Source organism: Brucella pseudintermedia (assembly GCF_008932435.1).
GTDB classification, from domain to species: Bacteria; Pseudomonadota; Alphaproteobacteria; order Rhizobiales; family Rhizobiaceae; genus Brucella; species Brucella pseudintermedia.
Map to the genome: position 1 here is coordinate 503661 of NZ_WBWE01000001.1, position 18688 is coordinate 522348.

An 18688-nucleotide genomic window follows, 5' to 3' on the forward strand; every position below is an offset into this window, starting at 1 on the left:
TTGAGGATGGTCAAGCCGCACGGATAACGTTATAGAAACGCTGCACTGAAATTGTCGCTGGCTTTTTCAGTGCAGCGTTTCCGTATGGGAAGTCGTATTTTTCAACGTTAGCCGCCGGTCCAGCCGGAGGGCAAAGAGACAAAAAGCGCTTTTGCACGTGAGCCTATTCAAGAAGAAGAACAAGAAGATCGATACGGGCGAAGCCACCCGCGTAATCCGGCGCATGATGTCGGAAAATATCCGCGAATATAAGAAGAACTACGTCATCGCCATACTGGCTTCGCTCATCGTCGGCGCATCGAATGGCGCGCTGGCCTATCTGATGAAGCCGATGATCGACAAGATTTTCTACGAGCAGAATCTCGGTCTGGTCTGGGTCATTTGCGGCACATTGCTGGCCATTTTCATCCTGCGCGGCATTTCCGGCTACATACAGGCCGTGGAGCTTGCCAAGATCGGCAACAATCTGGTCGCGCGCTATCAGAAGCGCATTTTCGACCATCTAATGAAGCTCGGCCTCGATTTCTACAACGATACACGTTCCGGCCATCTGGCGGCGCAGATCAACCAGAATGTTTCCGGCATCCGCGATCTTCTCAACATGACGATTTCGTCGATCGCGCGTGACCTCATTTCGCTGATCGGTCTCGTCGGCACCATGTTCTATATGGACCCTGTCCTGTCCGTCGCGATTTTCCTGATCGGGCCGCCGCTCATTCTGGCCGTCGCCTATATTTCGCGCCGCATCCGCTCCGTCACCCGCGATCTCGTGCATCTCAATTCCCATCTGCTGGGCGCGATGCAGGAATCGATTCAGGGCATTGCCATCGTCAAGGCCTTTACGATGGAGGATCAGCTGCGCGCCAAGATCGGCAAGCTTATCGATCAGTCGGAAGGCCGCAGCAACAAGATCGCCAAAGTGTCCGAGCGCACGACGCCCATTTCCGAAATGCTGGCCGGTTTTGCCGTGGCTGGCGTGCTGGCCTATAGCGGCTATCGCGCCATTCTCGACCACCAGCCGCCGGGCGCAACCTTCGCCTTCATCACCGCGATGCTGCTTGCCTATGATCCGGCGCGCCGCCTCGCCCGCCTTCAGGTCGGACTGGAAAAGGCGCTCGTCAATGCCCGCATGATCTACGAAGTGCTGGATATAGAGCCGCGCCAGCGCGATGTTCCGCACGCAATGGAGCTGAAAGCTGGCCCCGGCGAAATCCGCTTCGAGGATATCTATTTCACCTATAACGAAACCGCGCCGGTGCTGCATGGCGTGAGCTTTGTCGCCAAGGCAGGCGAAACCACTGCGGTGGTCGGCGCTTCAGGCGCAGGCAAATCCACCCTCATCAATCTCGTCCAGCGCTTTTACGATCTCGACAAAGGCAAGATCCTGTTCGACGGGCAGGATATCGCCCAGGTCAGAAAGCGGTCGCTGCGCCATGCCATCGCCTATGTCTCGCAGCAGCCCTATCTCTTTGAAGGCACAATTGCCGACAATATCCGCTATGGCCGCCCGGACGCGACGGATGAGGAAATCATCGAGGCGGCCAAGCTTGCCCATGCGCATGATTTCATCCTGCAACAGCCGCAGGGCTACGATACGCCGGTCGGCGAAAACGGTGTGACGCTTTCCGGCGGCCAGCGCCAGCGCGTTTCGATTGCCCGCGCCATCGTGCGCAATGCGCCGGTTCTCCTGCTCGACGAGGCGACTTCCGCCCTTGACAATGAATCGGAAAAGCGGGTCCAGCAGGCGCTGGAAGGCATCATGCAGAACCGCACTACGATCGTGATTGCGCATCGCCTTTCCACCGTGGTCAATGCCGATCGCATCGTGGTGATGGAAGCGGGCCGCGTGGTGGAGGAAGGCCGTCACGACGATCTGATCGCCATCCCGAACGGTGTCTATGCCCGTTTCTATCAGTTGCAGAGCGGCAACGGCGATTTCATCACTGAAAAGACGGCAGAAGAATTGCGGACAGGAGAACCACGATGAGCGGAGAAACCGAAAGCAGCGAAATGGGCCTTGTCGTCGTCGGCGCGGGCGGGCGCATGGGCCAGACGTTGATCCGCACCATCCAGACCATCGAAGGCGCGAAACTGGTGGGCGCCATCGAACGCTCAAGCTCCCCGCTTCTGGGCCGGGATGCCGGCGAGGTCGCCGGCGTAGGCCCGCTCGGCGTGACCATCACCGACGATCCGCTGCCGGTGTTCGCCAGGGCACAGGGCGTCCTCGATTTCACAAGTCCCGCGGCAAGCGTCGAATTTGCAGGCCTCGCCGCGCAGGCGCGCATCGTGCACGTCGTCGGCACCACAGGCTGCTCGGCGGAAGACGAAGAGAAAATCCGCGCCGCTGCCCGCCACGCAACCATCGTCAAATCCGGCAATATGAGCCTCGGCGTCAATCTTCTGTCCGTTCTGGTGCAGAAGGCGGCGCAAGCACTTGATCCGGCCGATTTCGACATCGAAATCCTTGAGATGCACCACAAGCACAAGGTCGATGCGCCATCCGGCACCGCCCTGCTTCTCGGCGAAGCGGCAGCCAAGGGGCGCGACATTGCCTTGGCGGAAAACAGCGTCCGTGTGCGTGACGGCTATACGGGCCCGCGCGAACCCGGCTCCATCGGCTTCGCCACATTGCGCGGCGGTTCGGTCATTGGCGACCATTCGGTGATTCTGGCCGGTCCCGGCGAACGCATTGTTCTCTCTCACCATGCCGAAGACCGTTCGATCTTCGCGCGCGGTGCGATCAAGGCCGCACTTTGGGCCTATGGCAAAAAGCCCGGCCTCTATTCAATGCTCGATGTTCTCGGGCTGAACGACTGATTTTCTTCATAAACGGAGCGTTGCATATGTCTCGTACTCTCGTCCTGGTCCGCCACGGTCAAAGCGAATGGAACCTCAAGAACCTTTTCACCGGATGGCGCGATCCGGGCCTGACCGAACAGGGCCACGCCGAAGCCAAGGCCGCTGGCCAGCGCCTGAAGGCCGCCGGTCTCAAGTTCGACATCGCATACACGTCCGCGCTGTCGCGCGCCCAGGTGACCTGCCAGCACATCCTCGATGAGCTCGGCCAGTCCGATCTCGAGACGATTCGCGATCAGGCCCTGAACGAGCGCGACTATGGCGATCTGTCCGGCCTCAACAAGGACGATGCCCGCGCCAAATGGGGCGAGGAACAGGTGCATATCTGGCGCCGTTCCTATGACGTTCCGCCTCCGGGCGGCGAAAGCCTGAAGGATACCGGCGCGCGCGTATGGCCCTATTATCTGCATACCGTGCAGCCGCATGTGCTGCGCGGCGAAACGGTTCTGGTCGCCGCACACGGCAATTCGCTGCGTGCGCTCATCATGGCGCTGGACGGCCTGACGCCGGAGCAGATTCTCAAGCAGGAACTCAATACCGGCGTTCCGGTCATCTACCGGCTCAATGCTGATTCGACCGTTGCCTCGAAGGAAATTCTCGAAGCCTGATAGCCGTTTGGCTGTGAATTCATCGGGCGCGTCCGCGCGCCCATCCCTCTTTCCAACGCGAAAAAAGCATCGGCTGAAAAAAAGCTGGCTGAATGTCGAAAACGCGATTGACAGAGGCAGGTCGACCCCTTAGATGGGTCCTCGTCGCCCAGATGGCGGAATTGGTAGACGCACCAGCTTCAGGTGCTGGCGCTCGCAAGGGCGTGGAGGTTCGAGTCCTCTTCTGGGCACCATTTCCAAGTCTTCGGACCACTACCAAGGTTCTGAAGCGCCCCAAAAAGCCCGCGCAAGCGGGCTTTTTTGTTTGGGATTGATGTTCACTGGCCGCAGGCTTTATGCCCCCGATTCACCCAGTATTCTGATAGACAATGCAGTTTTCTCCTTCCGAACGCGCCGCTTTCTTTGAATTGCTGAAATGGCGGCGCGACGTCCGCCACTTCAGCAACAGGGCCGTGGACGATGGAATCATTGAGGCTTTGCAGAAAGCGATGGATTACGCCCCCTCCGTCGGCAATGCCCGCCCCTGGCGGGTGATTTCAGTCGAAACTGCTGCAAAACGTGCAGCGGTTCACGACATCTTTCTGGCAGCCAACCGATCAGCCGCCGAGATCTATGACAGCGCGCGCGCAGAGCATTACCGGAACCTGAAATTGGAAGGCATCAGCGTTGCTCCGGTGCAGCTTGCCATTTTCACCGAAACCGCGCCGGTCGAAGGGCATGGTCTCGGTCGGCAGTCGATGGCCGTTACCCTTGAACACAGCACCGCCATGGCGGTCCAGAACCTCAATCTGGCGGCAAGATCGTTCGGGCTCGGCGTCGGCATGGTTTCCATTCTCGACCCCGACGCGATGGAAAAGCTTTTCGAGGCCCAGTCCAGCTGGCACTTCAGCCTCTATCTGTGCATCGGCTGGCCATTGGCCGATGACGACACCCCCCTGCTGCACAAAGACAGCTGGCAGAAAAACAAGCCGACCGTCTGGCAGCGCGCCTGAACTGCCTTCACAGCGCATTGTCAACAGCGCTACAAATTCTGCCTATTGCGCTGTTCTCGCAATTGGCGGCACAATTCCGCCTGCTATGCTCAAAATATAAAAATGGGGGGCAAACATGCGCCGCAGAGGCTTGCTGGAATTCGGCAGAAACAGAACGCTCTATGGCCTGTTCCTGCTTTGCGCGATCTGCGCCATTGCGGGCAGTGTGATGAGCTACAATGGCGAGGTTTCAGGCTGGCGCTGGCTGCATTATCTGACCAAGCCAACCGCAACTCTACTGCTGCTCGCAGCCGTCCTATGCGCCGGACGGCCCAAATCGAAAACTTACGGATTCGCCATCGCCTTCGGGCTGGTTTTCGCCGCACTTGGCGATTTCTTCCTGATGCTGTCCGGCGACTATTTCATGGCGGGCCTGATCTGCTTTCTCATTACCCATTGCGCCTATATCTATGCGCTTTGCCGCCAGACGCGCTTTGCCGCGCATAAGGGCGTTTTCGTCCTTTTCGCCATCGCCGCCCTTGCCATCATAGCTGGCCTCTGGTCGTCACTGCCGACGCCCATGAAAATCCCGGTCATTGTCTATGCCGCAGCCCTCGGCATCATGGCAGCACAGGCGATGAGCCGCGCGCTCGGCACCGAACCGGAAACGCCGCAACGCTACGCCGCCTGGCTTGCGGCCGCTGGCGGTCTTTTTTTCATGGCAAGCGACACGCTGCTGGCCTTCGGACGGTTCAGCCTCGACATTCCGCTAAGTGGCCTTTGGGTGCTTGCAACCTATTATGCCGCCCAATTCCTCTTTGCCCGCTCGACGGAGGACTTTGCCTATGGCAGTTGAAGAACAGAGACTGCAACTGTCGTTTGAGCGCCTGCGCAACGCCTGGCTTGAGAACCGTCCGGCCTATGAACAGCGTCTGGACGATCTGAAGCGGCTGCGTCAGGCGCTCGAAAAGCGGCTTGATGAAATGGCGAAAGCCATCAGCGCGGATTTCGGCAACCGCTCGCTGCACGAAACCCTGCTCGGTGAGGCCAGCGTCGTCTTTGCCGAAATCGACGATGCGCTGCACAACCTCAAGCGCTGGATGAAACCGAAACGCCGCAAGGCCGGATGGAAAATGTGGCCCGCCAAAGCGGAAATCCGCTATGTGCCGCTCGGTGTGGTTGGGGTCATCGCGCCGTGGAACTATCCCGTCAATCTGGCGCTGGCACCGCTCGTCGCAGCAATCGCAGCCGGAAATCATGTTTTCCTAAAGCCGTCCGAACATACGCCGCGCACGGCGCAATTCCTACAAAGCCTGCTTGCCGAAGTTTTCCCGGAGGATCGCGTTGCCGTGGCGCTTGGTGATGCATCGCTTTCCGCGCAATTCGCATCGCTGCCCTTCGACCATCTCTTTTTCACCGGCTCAACATCTGTGGGGCGCAAGATCATGGCGGCGGCAGCACCGAACCTGACGCCGGTGACGCTGGAACTTGGCGGCAAGTCACCCGCCATCGTCAGCGAGAATGCCAATCTCAAACGCGCCGCCCGCTCAATCGCGACGGGAAAATTCTTCAATGCCGGACAGACCTGCATCGCTCCTGATTATGTGCTGATCCACCAGAGCCGGCGCGACGAATTCATAGACCTTCTGCGCGCTGAAATGCAGGCGCGCTATGGCGGCTCATCAGCGGCAAAGGACCGCACCACGATCATCAATGAAGCGCAGGAAGCACGGCTCGCGAAGCTGCTGACCGATGCCGCGAACAAGAGCGAAGCTGTCATTGAACTTCTGGCCGGTTTCGATCGGCCGCGACTGATGTCGCCCGTCCTCGTGCTCGAACCCGCCGCTGACAGCGCAATCATGCAGGAGGAGATTTTCGGCCCGCTTCTGCCGATCCTCAGCTATCGCCTGCTCGACGATGCCATCGGTTTCGTTCTGCGGCTCGACCGTCCGCTGGCGCTTTACTGTTTCAGCGACAACACCGCAGAGATCGAAATGATGCTAGGCCGCATTGTTGCTGGCGGGGTCTGCGTCAATGATACGCTCTACCATTTCGCCTGTAGCGACCTGCCATTCGGCGGCGTGGGCGCAAGCGGCATGGGCCAGTATCATGGCCAAGACGGTTTCCTGACCTTTTCCAAGGCAATGCCGGTCCTGACCAAATTTGCCCCGGCGCCGAGCGATCTCATCAGGCCGCCTTATACCGGCCTCACCGACAGGCTTATCCGTTTCATTGCAAGATGAGGCTCGGAACCTGCCGAACCAACTTTGCGTTTAGTTCCGGAAGTCGCCGAATTGTGTAGGCAACTGCTATTCAAACAGATGAACAATCCGACTATATAGAAACGGATGCGGGTTTATCATAGGCTTTCGGACCGAATACCTCACAGGTGAGAACGGGTGCTGAAAAAGAAAGAACCAAACCGGATATCGAAGTCCATCCTGACTGCAATCCGGAACAGGCCGGGTTACAGGCCGCTCAACGCCAATATTGCTGGCGGTGACGTCGTTATTGCATCTTACAATGTCCATAAATGCATCGGCATCGACAAGCAGTTCAATCCGCAGCGAACCGCCGAGGTCATCAGTGAGATCGACGCGGACGTGATCGCCTTGCAGGAAGCCGACAGGCGTTTCGGCGAGCGATCCGGCCTGCTCGATCTGGGGCTGCTTGAGCGCCGTCATGGACTTATCCCCGTTCCCATCACAGCAACAATGCCCAAGGGCCACGGCTGGCACGGCAACGTGCTCCTGTTCCGCGAAGGTGTGGTGCGCAATGTGCAGCAGCTCAAGCTGCCCGGCGTCGAGCCGCGCGGCGCGCTGGTCGCGGACCTGCAATTTCCGGCAGGCCCTTTGCGCGTCATCGCCGCGCATCTCGGCCTTCTGAAACGCTCCCGCGAGCAACAGGCCGAGAGCATCCTTACCGTCTTGCAGGAGGCTGACACACTGCCGACGCTGCTGATCGGCGACCTCAACGAATGGCGCATCGGCAAGCGCTCGTCGCTGGCCGCCCTCATGCCGACATTCAACCATGTCGCAACGGCAGTACCGAGCTTTCCTTCGCGGTTCCCGGTTTTTGCACTGGATCGCGTACTGGGCGCGCCCCACAATCTGGTCACATCGGTTGAAGTGCACAACACGCCGCTGGCGCGTCTGGCGTCCGATCACCTGCCGATCAAGGCGCATCTCGACCTCAAATCGGCAACGAGCCTGCTTGAAGAACTCAGCCCGGAAATATTCAACAGCCGAACGGGATGATATTCACAGGTAAGGCGAACCCAGCCAGATAATCCGGTCCAGAAGACGCTCCAGGAAAGGCCGATTCTTGAGCCGCGCAAGATTGACCTCGCGGCTTCCCTCTATCACCTTGCCGATACGCTCTTCCACCTGACGCGCCACGTCACGGTCGAGAATTTCCAGATCGACCTCGAAATTCAGCCGCAGCGAGCGCGGATCGATATTGGATGACCCGACATAGGACCATGCGCCGTCGATGGTCATCAGCTTGGAGTGATTGAAGGCACCCCCAGCCCGCCAGATACGGCAGCCATCCTTCAAGAGTTGATCGAACTGCGCGCGCATGGCGCGGTCCACCAGCTTCAGGTTGTTGACGCCCGGCACGACGATATCCACCGACACGCCGCGCCGCGCCGCCGTCACCAGCGCGCTGATCAATTCGCGGTCCGGCAGAAGATAAGGCGTCATGATGAGAATATGCTGCTCGGCAATCGAGAAGGCGCCCATCATCATGCGCTGGTTGGTTTCCACGTTCTTGTCCGGCCCCGACCCGACGACACGCACCAGCGTTCCCGTTCCCGGCGGGTTTTCCGGCGGCGCGATCTTCCATGCTTCCCCGGTCAGAAGCTCGCCGGTGGCAAAGCGCCAGTCTTCCGATGCGATATGAAAGAGATCGGCGATAGCCGGTCCTTCCAGCTTGAAGTGCGTATCGAAGGCAACGGCATCGCCCGCAATCCTTCGCACAAACCCCGCGCGGATATTCATGCCGCCGGTAAAGGCGATCTTGCCGTCGACGATGAGGATTTTGCGGTGGGTGCGAAGGTTCGCGTAAGGCAGGCGCAGCCCGATGATGATGTTGCCGTTGAACACATCCACGGCAACGCCCTTGTCCTTCAGGAGCTTGACGATGCTTGGAAAGGAATAGCGTGCACCGACGGCATCCACCAGCACGCGCACTTCCACGCCGCGCCGGACCGCATCGCCCAGCGCATCGGCAAACACTTCGCCAATCCCGTCCCGGTCGAAAATATAGGTTTCCAGCATGATGCTGCGTTCAGCGCGGCCTATGGCGTCGAGCATTGCGGCATAAGCTTCGTCGCCCGTCTCCAGCATGTCGATATTGTTGCCGCTGGTGAAATCGTAAAGGCTGACCGCATCGCCAAGAATCTTCATGGCCCCGAACTGGCGTCCGAAGGCGGCCCGCACCAGATCGTTCGTCGTATCGAAGTGCGACAGGTGATAGAGCGCAATCTTGCCCCGGTTGGCGCGCTGGTGGCTGAGCGTCGAACGCCGGATGCGGTTTACGCCAGCAATCGCATAGACCACCGCTCCCACGATGGGCGAAAGCACAATCACGCCGACCCAGCCGATGGCTGTTCGGACTTCCTCTTTCGTCATGGTCGCGTGAATGGCGGCGATCGCTCCGAGAACGACCGACAGGACAAACAGGATATGCGGCCAGTAGTGGGAAACGAGATCGAACATCACATGAACTTTAAACGGAATACGATTTTAATAGCAAAGAGATATAATGGGAGATCGTCGAGACGAACAGTGGGGGGCATTGGCGTTCTCACCCGTTCATCGCAAAGCTGGCCAAATCCGGGACATGCCTTATATTGTTCTGGAGGCATGACAATTTGAGGGACGTCTCATGGCAACAGCTCACAATGATTTCGACCGTCCGGCTCTTCCAAAGGAACTCTCCGGCAAGTGGGGCTGGTTCGTCGCCCTTGGGGTGGCGCTTCTGATCCTCGGAGGCATCGCCTTCGGCAATCTGGTGCTGGCCACCGTGGTCTCGGTCTACTATGTCGGCCTGATGATGCTCATCGGCGGCGCCATGGAAATCGTTCATGCATTCGGCGTCAAAACCTGGGGCAGCTTCTTCTTCTGGCTCCTGAGCGGCCTGCTTTATACGGCGGCGGGCATCGTCGCCTTCATCAATCCCGTGCTGGCGGCCGGTGTGCTGACCTTCCTGCTGGCGGCGGCGCTTCTGGGTTCCGGTGCTTTCCGCATCTGGCTCGGCTTCAAGTCGAAACCCTCGGCTGGCTGGGGCTGGATCGTCGCAGGCGGCGTCGTCACGTTGCTCCTCGGCCTTATCATCGCCATGCAATGGCCGGTCAACAGCCTGTTCATCCTTGGCCTGTTTCTGGCGATAGACCTGATTTTCCAGGGCTGGTCTTTCATCGCCTTCGGTCTCGGCATCAAAAGCCGATAATATATGCAAAGCATTTAAACTCGACCTTTTGGCAAAGGACTGCTAGATGAACCGCCAATCTTTGCGGCGGTTCATGCTGCCCGTTCCTTTGCTATCACGAGTTTCTTCATGCCCGCTGACCATCCCGTTTCCAAGCGCCGCACATTCGCGATCATCGCGCACCCGGACGCCGGTAAGACCACGCTGACCGAAAAGCTGCTGCTGTTCGGCGGCGCCATCCAGCTTGCCGGTGAGGTGAAGGCCAAGAAAGACCGCATCCAGACCCGCTCCGACTGGATGAATATCGAGCGCGACCGCGGCATTTCCGTCGTCACCTCGGTGATGACCTTCGAGTACAAGGATTGCATCTTCAACCTGCTCGACACGCCGGGCCACGAAGATTTTGCCGACGACACCTATCGCACGCTGACCGCCGTTGATAGCGCCGTCATGGTCATCGACGCCGCCAAGGGTATCGAGCCACGCACGCTGAAACTCTTTGAAGTCTGCCGCATGCGCGATATTCCCATCGTCACCTTCGTCAACAAGATGGACCGCGAGGCGCGCGACCCGCTGGAAATCCTTGATGAGATCGAAGAGAAGCTGGCGCTCGACACGGCCCCCATCACCTGGCCGATCGGCTCGGGCAAGAGCTTTGCGGGCACCTTCGACCTGCATAACGACACGCTGCGCCGCCAGGACAACGAAGAACAGCCAACCAAGGTGAGCGGGCCGGAAGAAGCGGCAAAGCTTTTGCCGGAAAATGAGCGTGAAGCATGGCTGGAAGGCGTGGAACTGGCGCGCGGCGTCTGCCGCCCGTTCGACCTCGCCGCCTTCCGCGAAGGCCACATGACCCCGGTTTATTTCGGCTCGGCGCTGAAGAATTATGGTGTGCGCGACCTCATCGAAGCCTTCTGCGATTTCGGCCCCTCCCCGCGCGACCAGCAGGCCGATACTCGCATGGTGGCGGCAACCGAAGACAAGATGACCGGTTTCGTGTTCAAGATTCAGGCCAATATGGACCCGAACCACCGCGACCGCATCGCCTTCCTGCGCGTCTGCTCGGGCAAGCTGTCGCGCGGCATGAAGGCGAAGCTGGTGCGCACCGGAAAACCAATGAGCCTGTCGGCACCGCAATTCTTCTTCGCGCGCTCGCGCCAGATTGCCGACGAAGCCTTCGCGGGCGATGTGGTCGGCATTCCGAACCACGGCACCTTGCGCATCGGTGACACGCTGACCGAGGGCGAGGACATCCTGTTCCGTGGGGTGCCGAACTTCGCGCCGGAAATCCTGCGCCGCGTGCGCCTCGACGATGCGATGAAAGCCAAGAAGCTGCGCGAAGCGCTGCAGCAGATGGCCGAGGAAGGCGTCGTGCAGCTCTTCCTGCCCGATGACGGTTCTCCAGCCATTGTCGGCGTCGTCGGCGCGCTGCAGATCGACGTCCTGACCGAACGGCTCAAGGTCGAATATTCGCTGCCGGTCGGCTTTGAAATGTCGCGCTTCTCTGTCTGCCGGTGGATTTCCGCCGACGATCCGGCGGAAGTCGACCGCTTCATTGCCGCGCATCGCGCCGATATCGCACACGATCTTGACCGTGACCCGGTATTTCTGGCCCAGAACGGCTTCTCGCTCAATTACGAGGCTGAGCGCTGGAAAGCCATCCGCTTTGCCACCGTCAAGGATTACCAGGTCCGCGGCAAAGCCTGATCCTTTGGAGAGAAAATGAACGATCCGGTTCTGGCTGCGCTCGATCTGCCCGAGGCGCTGCGGCAGCAATTGCGGGAATATCGCAGTCGAAAGGACGAGCTTGGCCGCTCAACGGCCAATGTGCATCTGCTCGACCATCCCGAACGCGAACCTCTGGTTCTGAAAGTGGAGCCGCAAAGCCCGGTCGGCGAACTTGCCGACGAAGCGGCCCGGCTTCGCTGGCTCAGGCAGCAAAATCTCGCCTGCCCGGAAGTTCTCGCTTTCGAAATCGCCCCGGCGCGCAGCTTTCTGCTGATGACGCGTCTGCCGGGCCAAGATCTGGCTTCGGCAGTCGGCACGCTGACGCCGGAGCGGATTGTCGATATTCTGGCGACCGCCCTGAAATCGATGCATGCCATCGACCCGGCATCCTGTCCGTTCGATCACCGGCTGGAGTTTCGCATCGAAGACGCGCGCAAGCGTGTTGCAGCCGGTGCGGTGGACGAAGAGGATTTCGACGAGGAACGCGAAGGACGGACCGCTCAGGGCGTATTCGAAGAACTGCTTCACCTCAAACCTGAAAGCGAAGACATTGTCGTCACTCATGGCGATGCCTGCCTGCCGAATTTCATGGCTGACAACGACGCTTTTTCTGGTTTCATCGATTGCGGCAGGCTCGGCCTCGCCGACCGTCATCAGGATCTGGCGCTTGCCTGCTGGAGCATCCGCTACAATCTGGGCGAGGAATGGGTACAGCCTTTCCTTGACATCTATGGCGGGCCTGCCATCGATGAAGCAAAGATCACTTATTATCGTCTGCTGGACGAGTTCTTTTAAAAAAAACAAATAGATAGGCGCGATCTGATTGGATCAGCTCGCCGCCCCTTTACCGATCCGCACATGGCGGAGTTTTTCGGGATTGCGCACGAGATAAATCGCATGGACCTGTCCGTCGACGATCTCCAGTGCCGCAACCTGCGGCAGCCCATCCGCCTCCATGCTGATATGCCCCGGCAGGCCGTCGAATACTGCAAACTGCCGGATTGCGGGAGGCACGCCATTGGCCTTGCGGGAAATGCCCTCGTAAAAGCGCATGATCTTCGCCCGCCCGTAGATGGGATTGAGCGCCGCATTGCGAACACCGCCGCCATCTGAATACATTATCGCATCTTCCGCCAGAAGGCTCTGCAATGCAGTGAGATCGCCACTGCGCGAAGCTTGAAAGAAGGCGTCCGCGATGGTGCGTCCGCGGTCTTCCGGCAGGCTGAACCGCGGCTTTTCCTGACGCACATGCATCCGTGCCCGGCTAGCAAGCTGTCGGCAGGCCGCCGCATCGCGGTCGAGCACTTGCGCGACTTCCCGAAAATCCATGCCGAAAACATCATGTAACAGAAAAGCCGCCCGCTCCAGCGGTGACAGCCGGTCAAGCGCCAGCATGAGCGTCAGCGTGATCTCGTCGCTCCGGTCTTCCTCTTCCTCGACGAGAGGTTCGGGGAGCCACAGGCCGGGGTAGGTCTCACGGCGCACCCGTGCGGACTTCAGATGATCCAATGCGAGCCGGCTCACCACGCGCACCAGCCAGCCCTCCGGTTCGCGAACGGCATCCTGCGCTGCCCTGTTCCAGCGCAACCAGGCTTCCTGCACAATATCCTCGGCCTCCGCATGAGAGCCTATCATGCGGTAAGCGATGCGAACGAGCCGGGGCCGCAGAGCCTCGAACGCGTCCGCATCGAAAATTTTATCCGTTTCAGGCTGCTGACGCATCGGCCATGACCGGATGCACGGTGCGAAATCCGACCGCGACGCGGTTCCAGAGGTTGATCATATTGATGGCCATGCTGAGTTTCACGATTTCCTCATCGGTGAAATGCTCCTTCAGGGCATTGAAATCCTCATCCGGCGCGCGGGTCTGCGCGATAAGCGTCAATGCCTCGGTCCATGCAAGCGCGGCACGCTCGCGCGGCGTGAATAACGGCGATTCCCGCCACGCTGCCACGAGGTAGAGGCGTTCTTCAGTCTCTCCCGCCTTGCGGGCATCGCGCGTGTGCATGTGAATGCAATAAGCGCATCCGTTGATCTGCGATGCGCGAATACGCACGAGTTCATAAAGACTATATTCCAGCCCGGCCTCCGACACGGCCTTTTCCGCCTCGACCATGACCTGCATGATCTTGGGCGCCAGCTTATACGGAACGAGTCTCGCTTCCATGATACGTCTCCTTGGGGCCTACGATTTGATGTCGCTCACCATCAAGACGAAACGGGCGCCGCAGATGTGACATGCCTTGCAGAAAAATTACTTCCCTGTTTCCAGAAGCCGTTCGGCAATCTTTGCCGCCAGTCTTTCGGCGACCTGTTCCTTGCTCATTTCCGGCCATTCCTCGATACCCGACCGGCTGAGAATACGAACATGATTGCGGTCGCCGCCCATGACGCTGCTGCCGTCAGGCCCATGCGAAACATCATTGGCAACGATCCAGTCCGCGCCCTTCTTCTCAAGCTTGGCTCTCGCATTCCCGGCCACGTCCTGCGTTTCGGCGGCAAAGCCGACAACAAGGCCCGGCCGCTTGTCGCTATGGCCGACCCCCGCCAGAATGTCGGGGTTCTCGACCATGGCGAGTGTCGGCGCGCTTTCTCCGGGCTTCTTCTTGATCTTCTGTCCGGCTTCATTGGCCGTGCGCCAGTCGGCAACCGCCGCGACCATCACCGCCGCGTCAGCGGGCAGATACCGCTCCACAGCCGCCTGCATTTCGCGTGCCGTCTCGACATGGGTGACATCGACGCCTTCGGGATCGGGAACGTTGACCGGCCCGGACACAAGATGCACCGTTGCACCGAGCCGCGCCAGTGCCGCCGCTATCGCATGGCCCTGCTTGCCCGACGAGCGGTTGGCGATATAGCGGACCGGATCGATCGGCTCATGCGTCGGCCCCGACGTCATGACGATGGATTTGCCCGCAAGCGGCTTCACCTGCGGCGCAAGCAGGTTTTCAATGGCCGCGACGATTGCCAGCGGTTCGCTCATGCGGCCCGTTCCGGCCTCGCCACTTTCCGCCATCTCACCCTTCTCGGGACCTATGAAACGCACGCCGTCCTTTTCAAGCGTCGCGCGATTGCGTTTCGTGGCGGGATTGTCCCACATGGCCGGGTTCATGGCAGGCGCGATCAGCACGGGAACCTTGCGCGCCAGCAACACTGCACTCGCCAGATCGTCGGCAAGCCCGTTGGCCATCTTGGCCATCAGATCGGCGGTCGCGGGCGCAACGACGATCAGGTCCGCATCGCGGGCCAGCCGTATATGCCCTACATCCTGCTCATCTTCTCGTGAGAAAAGATCGGTAAAGACATGATCGGCGGAAACCGCGCCAATGGTCAGCGGCGTCACGAATTGCTGCGCTGCCTCCGTCATCAACGGCCGCACATGCGCGCCGCGCTCACGCAGGCGGCGAATGAGGTCTGGCGTCTTATAGGCTGCTATGCCGCCGCCGATTATCAGAAGAACGCGTTTTCCCGTCAGTGAAGCCGCCGCCCCTGAGGATGCTGCCATAACCGGCACAGCTTCATTCAGCCCGGCCAACAGGATGCGGGCTTCCTCCTCCATGGAGCGCCCGTTCTGCGCCGCCCTGATGCGCAGCCGTTCCTTGGCGGCGTCATCGAGATTACGGATGGTAATACTGGCCATTTGATTGCACCTGCTTGTTACAAGTGCAATCATTGAAATCACTTTCAAGTTGGCATGTCACGCAAAACTTGTCACTACAGCCAAATATAAAGCTTGATGGCTATTGCTGCGAGAGAAATTGCAATCACGACCTGCGCAATGCGACCCCAGCGCGAGTGGCGCGCTTCCGCCCGACCGATGGCTTCCGCCGTTGCTGCATCAAAACGCAATCCGTTCGCAGCCATATCGTCCAGCGCAACGGAAACACGCTCCACGCGCGCGACCAGTTCCGGCGTCTTGCGCGTGAAATGTAGCAGTGAATAAGCGCTGTCCTTCGCATCGAGAAGCATGCCTTGCGGCCCGAGATTTTTGCGTATCCAGTCGCCGACGACCGGTTCCGCCGCCTTCCACATGTTAAAATGCGGATCGAGCGTGCGCGACACGCCTTCCACAACCACCATAGTCTTCTGAAGCATCAGAAGCTCGGGGCGGGTTTCCATATCGAAAAGCTCGGTTACTTCAAACAGCAAGGTCAGAAGCTTCGCCATGGAAATGGTTTCGGCAGGCTGGCCGTGGATCGGCTCGCCAATGGCGCGAATGGCCTGCGCAAAACTTGCCACGTCATGCGTATGCGGCACGTAGCCTGCTTCAAAATGCACTTCCGCCACGCGCATATAGTCCCGCGTGATGAAACCATAGAGGATTTCGGCAAGGAACCGCCGCTGCTGCTTGTTGAGCCGCCCGGTAATGCCGAAATCGACCGCAACGATCAGCCCCTGATGATCCACAAACAGATTGCCGGGATGCATGTCGGCATGGAAAAAGCCGTCGCGCAGCGTATGGCGCAGGAAGGACTGGATGAGCGTTTCGGCAAGTTTTTTAAGATCGAAACCCGCCGCCTCAAGCGCGGAAATATCCGACATCTTGATACCGTCGATCCATTCGAGCGTCAGCACGTCACGACCGGTGCGTTCCCAGTCCACCTTGGGAACGCGGAAACCCGCATCGTCCTTGATGTTTTCCGCGATCTCGGAAAGCGCCGCCGCTTCAAGACGCAGATCCATCTCAATGCGGGTGGTCTGCTGCAACGTCTCCACAACCTGCACGGGGCGCAGGCGGCGCGTAAAGGGCACGTGGCGTTCCTGCATGCGCGCGACCATGTAGAAGCCTTCAAGGTCGCGGGCAAAACGCTGGCGAACGCCCGGACGAATGACCTTGACGGCAACCTTTTGGCGCGCACCGTCCTTCATGACTTCCGCCGGATGCACCTGCGCCATCGAAGCGGCGGCTATCGGCGCATCGAATTGCAGGTAAAGATCATCGATCTTGCGGCCAAGCGAACCTTCGACGGCGGCAACAGCATCGACCTGCGGGAAGAAGTCGAGCCTGTCCTGTAAAAGTTCCAGATCGGCAGCGACATCGCGTCCGACAATATCGGGCCGCGTCGCCAGAAACTGGCCGAGCTTGACATAGGACGGGCCGAGCTTGTTCATGGCTCGCGACATGCGCTCGGAACGCTGCATGTGGCGTGCGCGCGGACGCGCCAGAATGCCCGCAATCTTGTGCCCAAAAGCGGGAAGACCGGAAAGCCCCTCAACAGGCAGCGCACTGATCACGCCTTCGCGTGTCAATATCCATCCGGCCCGCATCAGCCGGAAAGCAGCGGAAAAATTGCTCATGCCCTCACGCCCAAAACCGACCGATGCACGATCAAAGCTTCCAGCCGGAATGAAGCGCGGCGATGCCGCCGGTGAAATTGCGATAGCTGACGCGCTCGAATCCGGCCTTCTCAATCATAGTGGCAAAATCCTGCTGCTTGGGGAATTTGCGGATCGACTCGACCAGATAGCTGTAGGAATCCGCATCGCCGGTAATCAACTTGCCGATACGCGGAATGGCATGGAACGACCACTGGTCATAAACCTTGTCGAGAACCGGCAGTTCGACCTCGGAAAACTCGAGACACAGGAACCGCCCGCCTGGCTTCAGAACGCGATAGGCTTCAGACAGCGCCTTGTCGATATGCGGCACATTGCGAATACCGAAGGCAATCGTATAGGCGTCGAAGCTGTTGTCCTCAAACGGCAGTTCCTCGGCATTGGCCTCCACGAATTCGAGATTGTCGGCAAGGCCCTTCTTGATTGCCCGCTCACGACCGACACCCAGCATCGAGCCGTTGATATCCAGAATGGTGACATGCGCCTGACGGCCCGAAGCCTCAACAATGCGGAAGGCGATATCGCCGGTGCCGCCAGCAACGTCGAGCGAAGTCCAGCCCGGGCGCTTCGACGGCGCCAGCCATGCGATCATCGCATCTTTCCAGACGCGGTGCATGCCTGCCGACATGAGATCGTTCATCACGTCGTACTTGCTGGCGACCTTATGGAAAACGTCGTTGACCAGACCCTGCTTTTCGTTTTCGTCAACCGCCTTGAAGCCGAATGAACGCTCCATGCCGCCCTGTGCGCCCACGCGGTCCGCATTGCCGTTTTGCTGGCTCATAGCTCATCCTGCTTCTGATTATTAAGACGAAAACGATTTCCGTAATGCATATAAAGCTTGTGCCGGACGATACAAGCAGAGACCGCCCTCCACTACCCCTTTTGTGAAGGGACCTTGCGAACCGTCTTGCGTTAGCGTTTAAAAATGGCCAAAGAGACATAAAACTGTGCGTGCGCGCTTGGCCCGGCGTTTTCTCCGGCGCAAACTGCCGCTAAAGTCAAAAAGATAACAAGAAAAGTGGAAAGATCATGGGCGTTACAGTCGTCAGCCATCCGCTTGTCCAGCACAAGCTCACCATCATGCGCAAGAAGGAAACGTCCACGGCCAGCTTCCGGCGGTTGCTAAAGGAAATCTCGCTGTTGCTCTGCTACGAAGTGACGCGCGATCTCGAACTGACCACCATGCCGATCGAAACGCCATTGATGCCGATGGAAGCGCCGGTGCTGGAAGGCAAGAAGCTCGTCTTCGCGTCGATCCTGCGCGCCGGTAACGGCCTTCTGGAAGGCATGCTCGATCTGGTGCCCGCCGCACGCGTCGCCCATATCGGCCTTTATCGCGACCATGACACGCTGCAGCCGGTCGAATATTACTTCAAGGCGCCCGAAGACATCGTAAACCGCCTCATCATCGTGGTGGACCCGATGCTGGCCACTGGACATTCGGCAATCGCAGCCATCGACAAGCTGAAGGAACGCGGCGCAACCAATATCCGCTTCCTCTGCCTGCTGGCGGCGCCAGAGGGCATTAAGCGCTTTACCGAGGCCCATCCGGATGTCGACGTGTTTACTGCTTCCATCGATGAGCGCCTCGATGAAAAGGGTTATATCGTTCCCGGCCTCGGCGATGCTGGCGACCGCATGTACGGCACCAAGTAAGCACCAGCGCGCATCCCGAAAAGTGTGAAGCGGTTTCGGGATGCGCGCTAAAATAAACAACGCAGAGCGGCCCGCGCCTGCTATCGTGCCTCCAAA

The 18688-nt window shown here is 59.3% G+C and carries 17 protein-coding genes and 1 tRNA gene; 12 read left to right on the top strand and 6 right to left on the bottom strand.

The window, feature by feature from the left end:
* Positions 1 to 157: 157 nt before the first annotated feature.
* The 8 genes from F9K78_RS02395 (at position 158) to F9K78_RS02430 (ending at position 7692) form a co-directional block, all read left to right on the top strand.
* Entirely contained in the window at positions 158 to 1987 is a 1830-nt protein-coding gene (locus tag F9K78_RS02395; RefSeq protein ID WP_121981679.1) for an ABC transporter ATP-binding protein, read from the top strand.
* Positions 1984 to 2817 carry a 4-hydroxy-tetrahydrodipicolinate reductase gene (gene dapB, locus F9K78_RS02400; RefSeq protein WP_121985833.1) on the top strand — a complete coding sequence of 278 codons (834 nt, stop codon included), beginning with the start codon at positions 1984 to 1986 and terminating at the stop codon, positions 2815 to 2817. Before F9K78_RS02395 ends, dapB begins: the two co-directional genes overlap by 4 nt.
* 26 nt (positions 2818 to 2843) lie before the next feature.
* On the top strand, positions 2844 to 3464 hold the full coding sequence (locus F9K78_RS02405; RefSeq protein ID WP_121985832.1) for a 2,3-bisphosphoglycerate-dependent phosphoglycerate mutase: 621 nt from the start codon (positions 2844 to 2846) through the stop codon (positions 3462 to 3464).
* Positions 3465 to 3610: 146 nt separating this feature from the next.
* Positions 3611 to 3697, top strand: a tRNA-Leu gene (locus F9K78_RS02410).
* Positions 3698 to 3832: 135 nt separating this feature from the next.
* Positions 3833 to 4456 carry a 5,6-dimethylbenzimidazole synthase gene (gene bluB, locus F9K78_RS02415; protein ID WP_121985831.1) on the top strand — a complete coding sequence of 208 codons (624 nt, stop codon included), beginning with the start codon at positions 3833 to 3835 and terminating at the stop codon, positions 4454 to 4456.
* A gap of 115 nt (positions 4457 to 4571) precedes the next feature.
* Positions 4572 to 5291, top strand: a complete 720-nt coding sequence (locus F9K78_RS02420; protein WP_121985830.1) for a lysoplasmalogenase — start codon at positions 4572 to 4574, stop codon at positions 5289 to 5291.
* Positions 5281 to 6678 carry a coniferyl aldehyde dehydrogenase gene (locus tag F9K78_RS02425; protein ID WP_121985829.1) on the top strand — a complete coding sequence of 466 codons (1398 nt, stop codon included), beginning with the start codon at positions 5281 to 5283 and terminating at the stop codon, positions 6676 to 6678. Before F9K78_RS02420 ends, F9K78_RS02425 begins: the two co-directional genes overlap by 11 nt.
* 156 nt (positions 6679 to 6834) lie before the next feature.
* Positions 6835 to 7692 (top strand): endonuclease/exonuclease/phosphatase family protein, encoded by an 858-nt coding sequence (locus tag F9K78_RS02430; RefSeq protein WP_121981673.1) that lies wholly within the window; start codon positions 6835 to 6837, stop codon positions 7690 to 7692.
* A gap of 3 nt (positions 7693 to 7695) precedes the next feature.
* Here F9K78_RS02430 and cls read toward each other — a convergent pair whose 3' ends face one another.
* Complete coding sequence (gene cls / locus F9K78_RS02435; protein ID WP_121985828.1) at positions 7696 to 9156, bottom strand: cardiolipin synthase; 1461 nt, start codon at positions 9154 to 9156, stop codon at positions 7696 to 7698.
* A 169-nt stretch (positions 9157 to 9325) separates the two neighbouring features.
* On the opposite strand from cls, the gene F9K78_RS02440 reads away from it, so the two are divergent.
* The 3 genes from F9K78_RS02440 (at position 9326) to aph(3')-IId (ending at position 12391) form a co-directional block, all read left to right on the top strand.
* A complete protein-coding gene (locus F9K78_RS02440; RefSeq protein WP_121985827.1) occupies positions 9326 to 9889 on the top strand; it encodes an HdeD family acid-resistance protein in 564 nt (187 codons plus the stop codon).
* A gap of 108 nt (positions 9890 to 9997) precedes the next feature.
* A complete protein-coding gene (locus F9K78_RS02445) occupies positions 9998 to 11575 on the top strand; it encodes a peptide chain release factor 3 (RefSeq protein WP_121985826.1) in 1578 nt (525 codons plus the stop codon).
* A gap of 15 nt (positions 11576 to 11590) precedes the next feature.
* Complete coding sequence (gene aph(3')-IId, locus F9K78_RS02450) at positions 11591 to 12391, top strand: aminoglycoside O-phosphotransferase APH(3')-IId (protein ID WP_121985825.1); 801 nt, start codon at positions 11591 to 11593, stop codon at positions 12389 to 12391.
* A 33-nt stretch (positions 12392 to 12424) separates the two neighbouring features.
* Here aph(3')-IId and F9K78_RS02455 read toward each other — a convergent pair whose 3' ends face one another.
* The 5 genes from F9K78_RS02455 to ubiE all read right to left on the bottom strand — a co-directional run bounded on the left by F9K78_RS02455 (position 12425) and on the right by ubiE (position 17717).
* Positions 12425 to 13318 carry a sigma-70 family RNA polymerase sigma factor gene (locus F9K78_RS02455; protein ID WP_121985824.1) on the bottom strand — a complete coding sequence of 298 codons (894 nt, stop codon included), beginning with the start codon at positions 13316 to 13318 and terminating at the stop codon, positions 12425 to 12427.
* Complete coding sequence (locus tag F9K78_RS02460; protein ID WP_121985823.1) at positions 13302 to 13763, bottom strand: carboxymuconolactone decarboxylase family protein; 462 nt, start codon at positions 13761 to 13763, stop codon at positions 13302 to 13304. Before F9K78_RS02460 ends, F9K78_RS02455 begins: the two co-directional genes overlap by 17 nt.
* An 87-nt stretch (positions 13764 to 13850) precedes the next feature.
* Complete coding sequence (coaBC, locus tag F9K78_RS02465; RefSeq protein ID WP_376902998.1) at positions 13851 to 15236, bottom strand: bifunctional phosphopantothenoylcysteine decarboxylase/phosphopantothenate--cysteine ligase CoaBC; 1386 nt, start codon at positions 15234 to 15236, stop codon at positions 13851 to 13853.
* 74 nt (positions 15237 to 15310) lie between these two features.
* Complete coding sequence (gene ubiB / locus F9K78_RS02470) at positions 15311 to 16894, bottom strand: 2-polyprenylphenol 6-hydroxylase (RefSeq protein ID WP_121985822.1); 1584 nt, start codon at positions 16892 to 16894, stop codon at positions 15311 to 15313.
* Between the two features lie 31 nt (positions 16895 to 16925).
* A complete protein-coding gene (gene ubiE / locus F9K78_RS02475; RefSeq protein ID WP_121985821.1) occupies positions 16926 to 17717 on the bottom strand; it encodes a bifunctional demethylmenaquinone methyltransferase/2-methoxy-6-polyprenyl-1,4-benzoquinol methylase UbiE in 792 nt (263 codons plus the stop codon).
* A 248-nt stretch (positions 17718 to 17965) separates the two neighbouring features.
* Here ubiE and upp point away from each other — a divergent pair, with 248 nt between their 5' ends.
* Positions 17966 to 18592 (top strand): uracil phosphoribosyltransferase, encoded by a 627-nt coding sequence (gene upp, locus F9K78_RS02480; RefSeq protein ID WP_162929751.1) that lies wholly within the window; start codon positions 17966 to 17968, stop codon positions 18590 to 18592.
* The last annotated feature ends 96 nt before the right edge of the window (positions 18593 to 18688 follow it).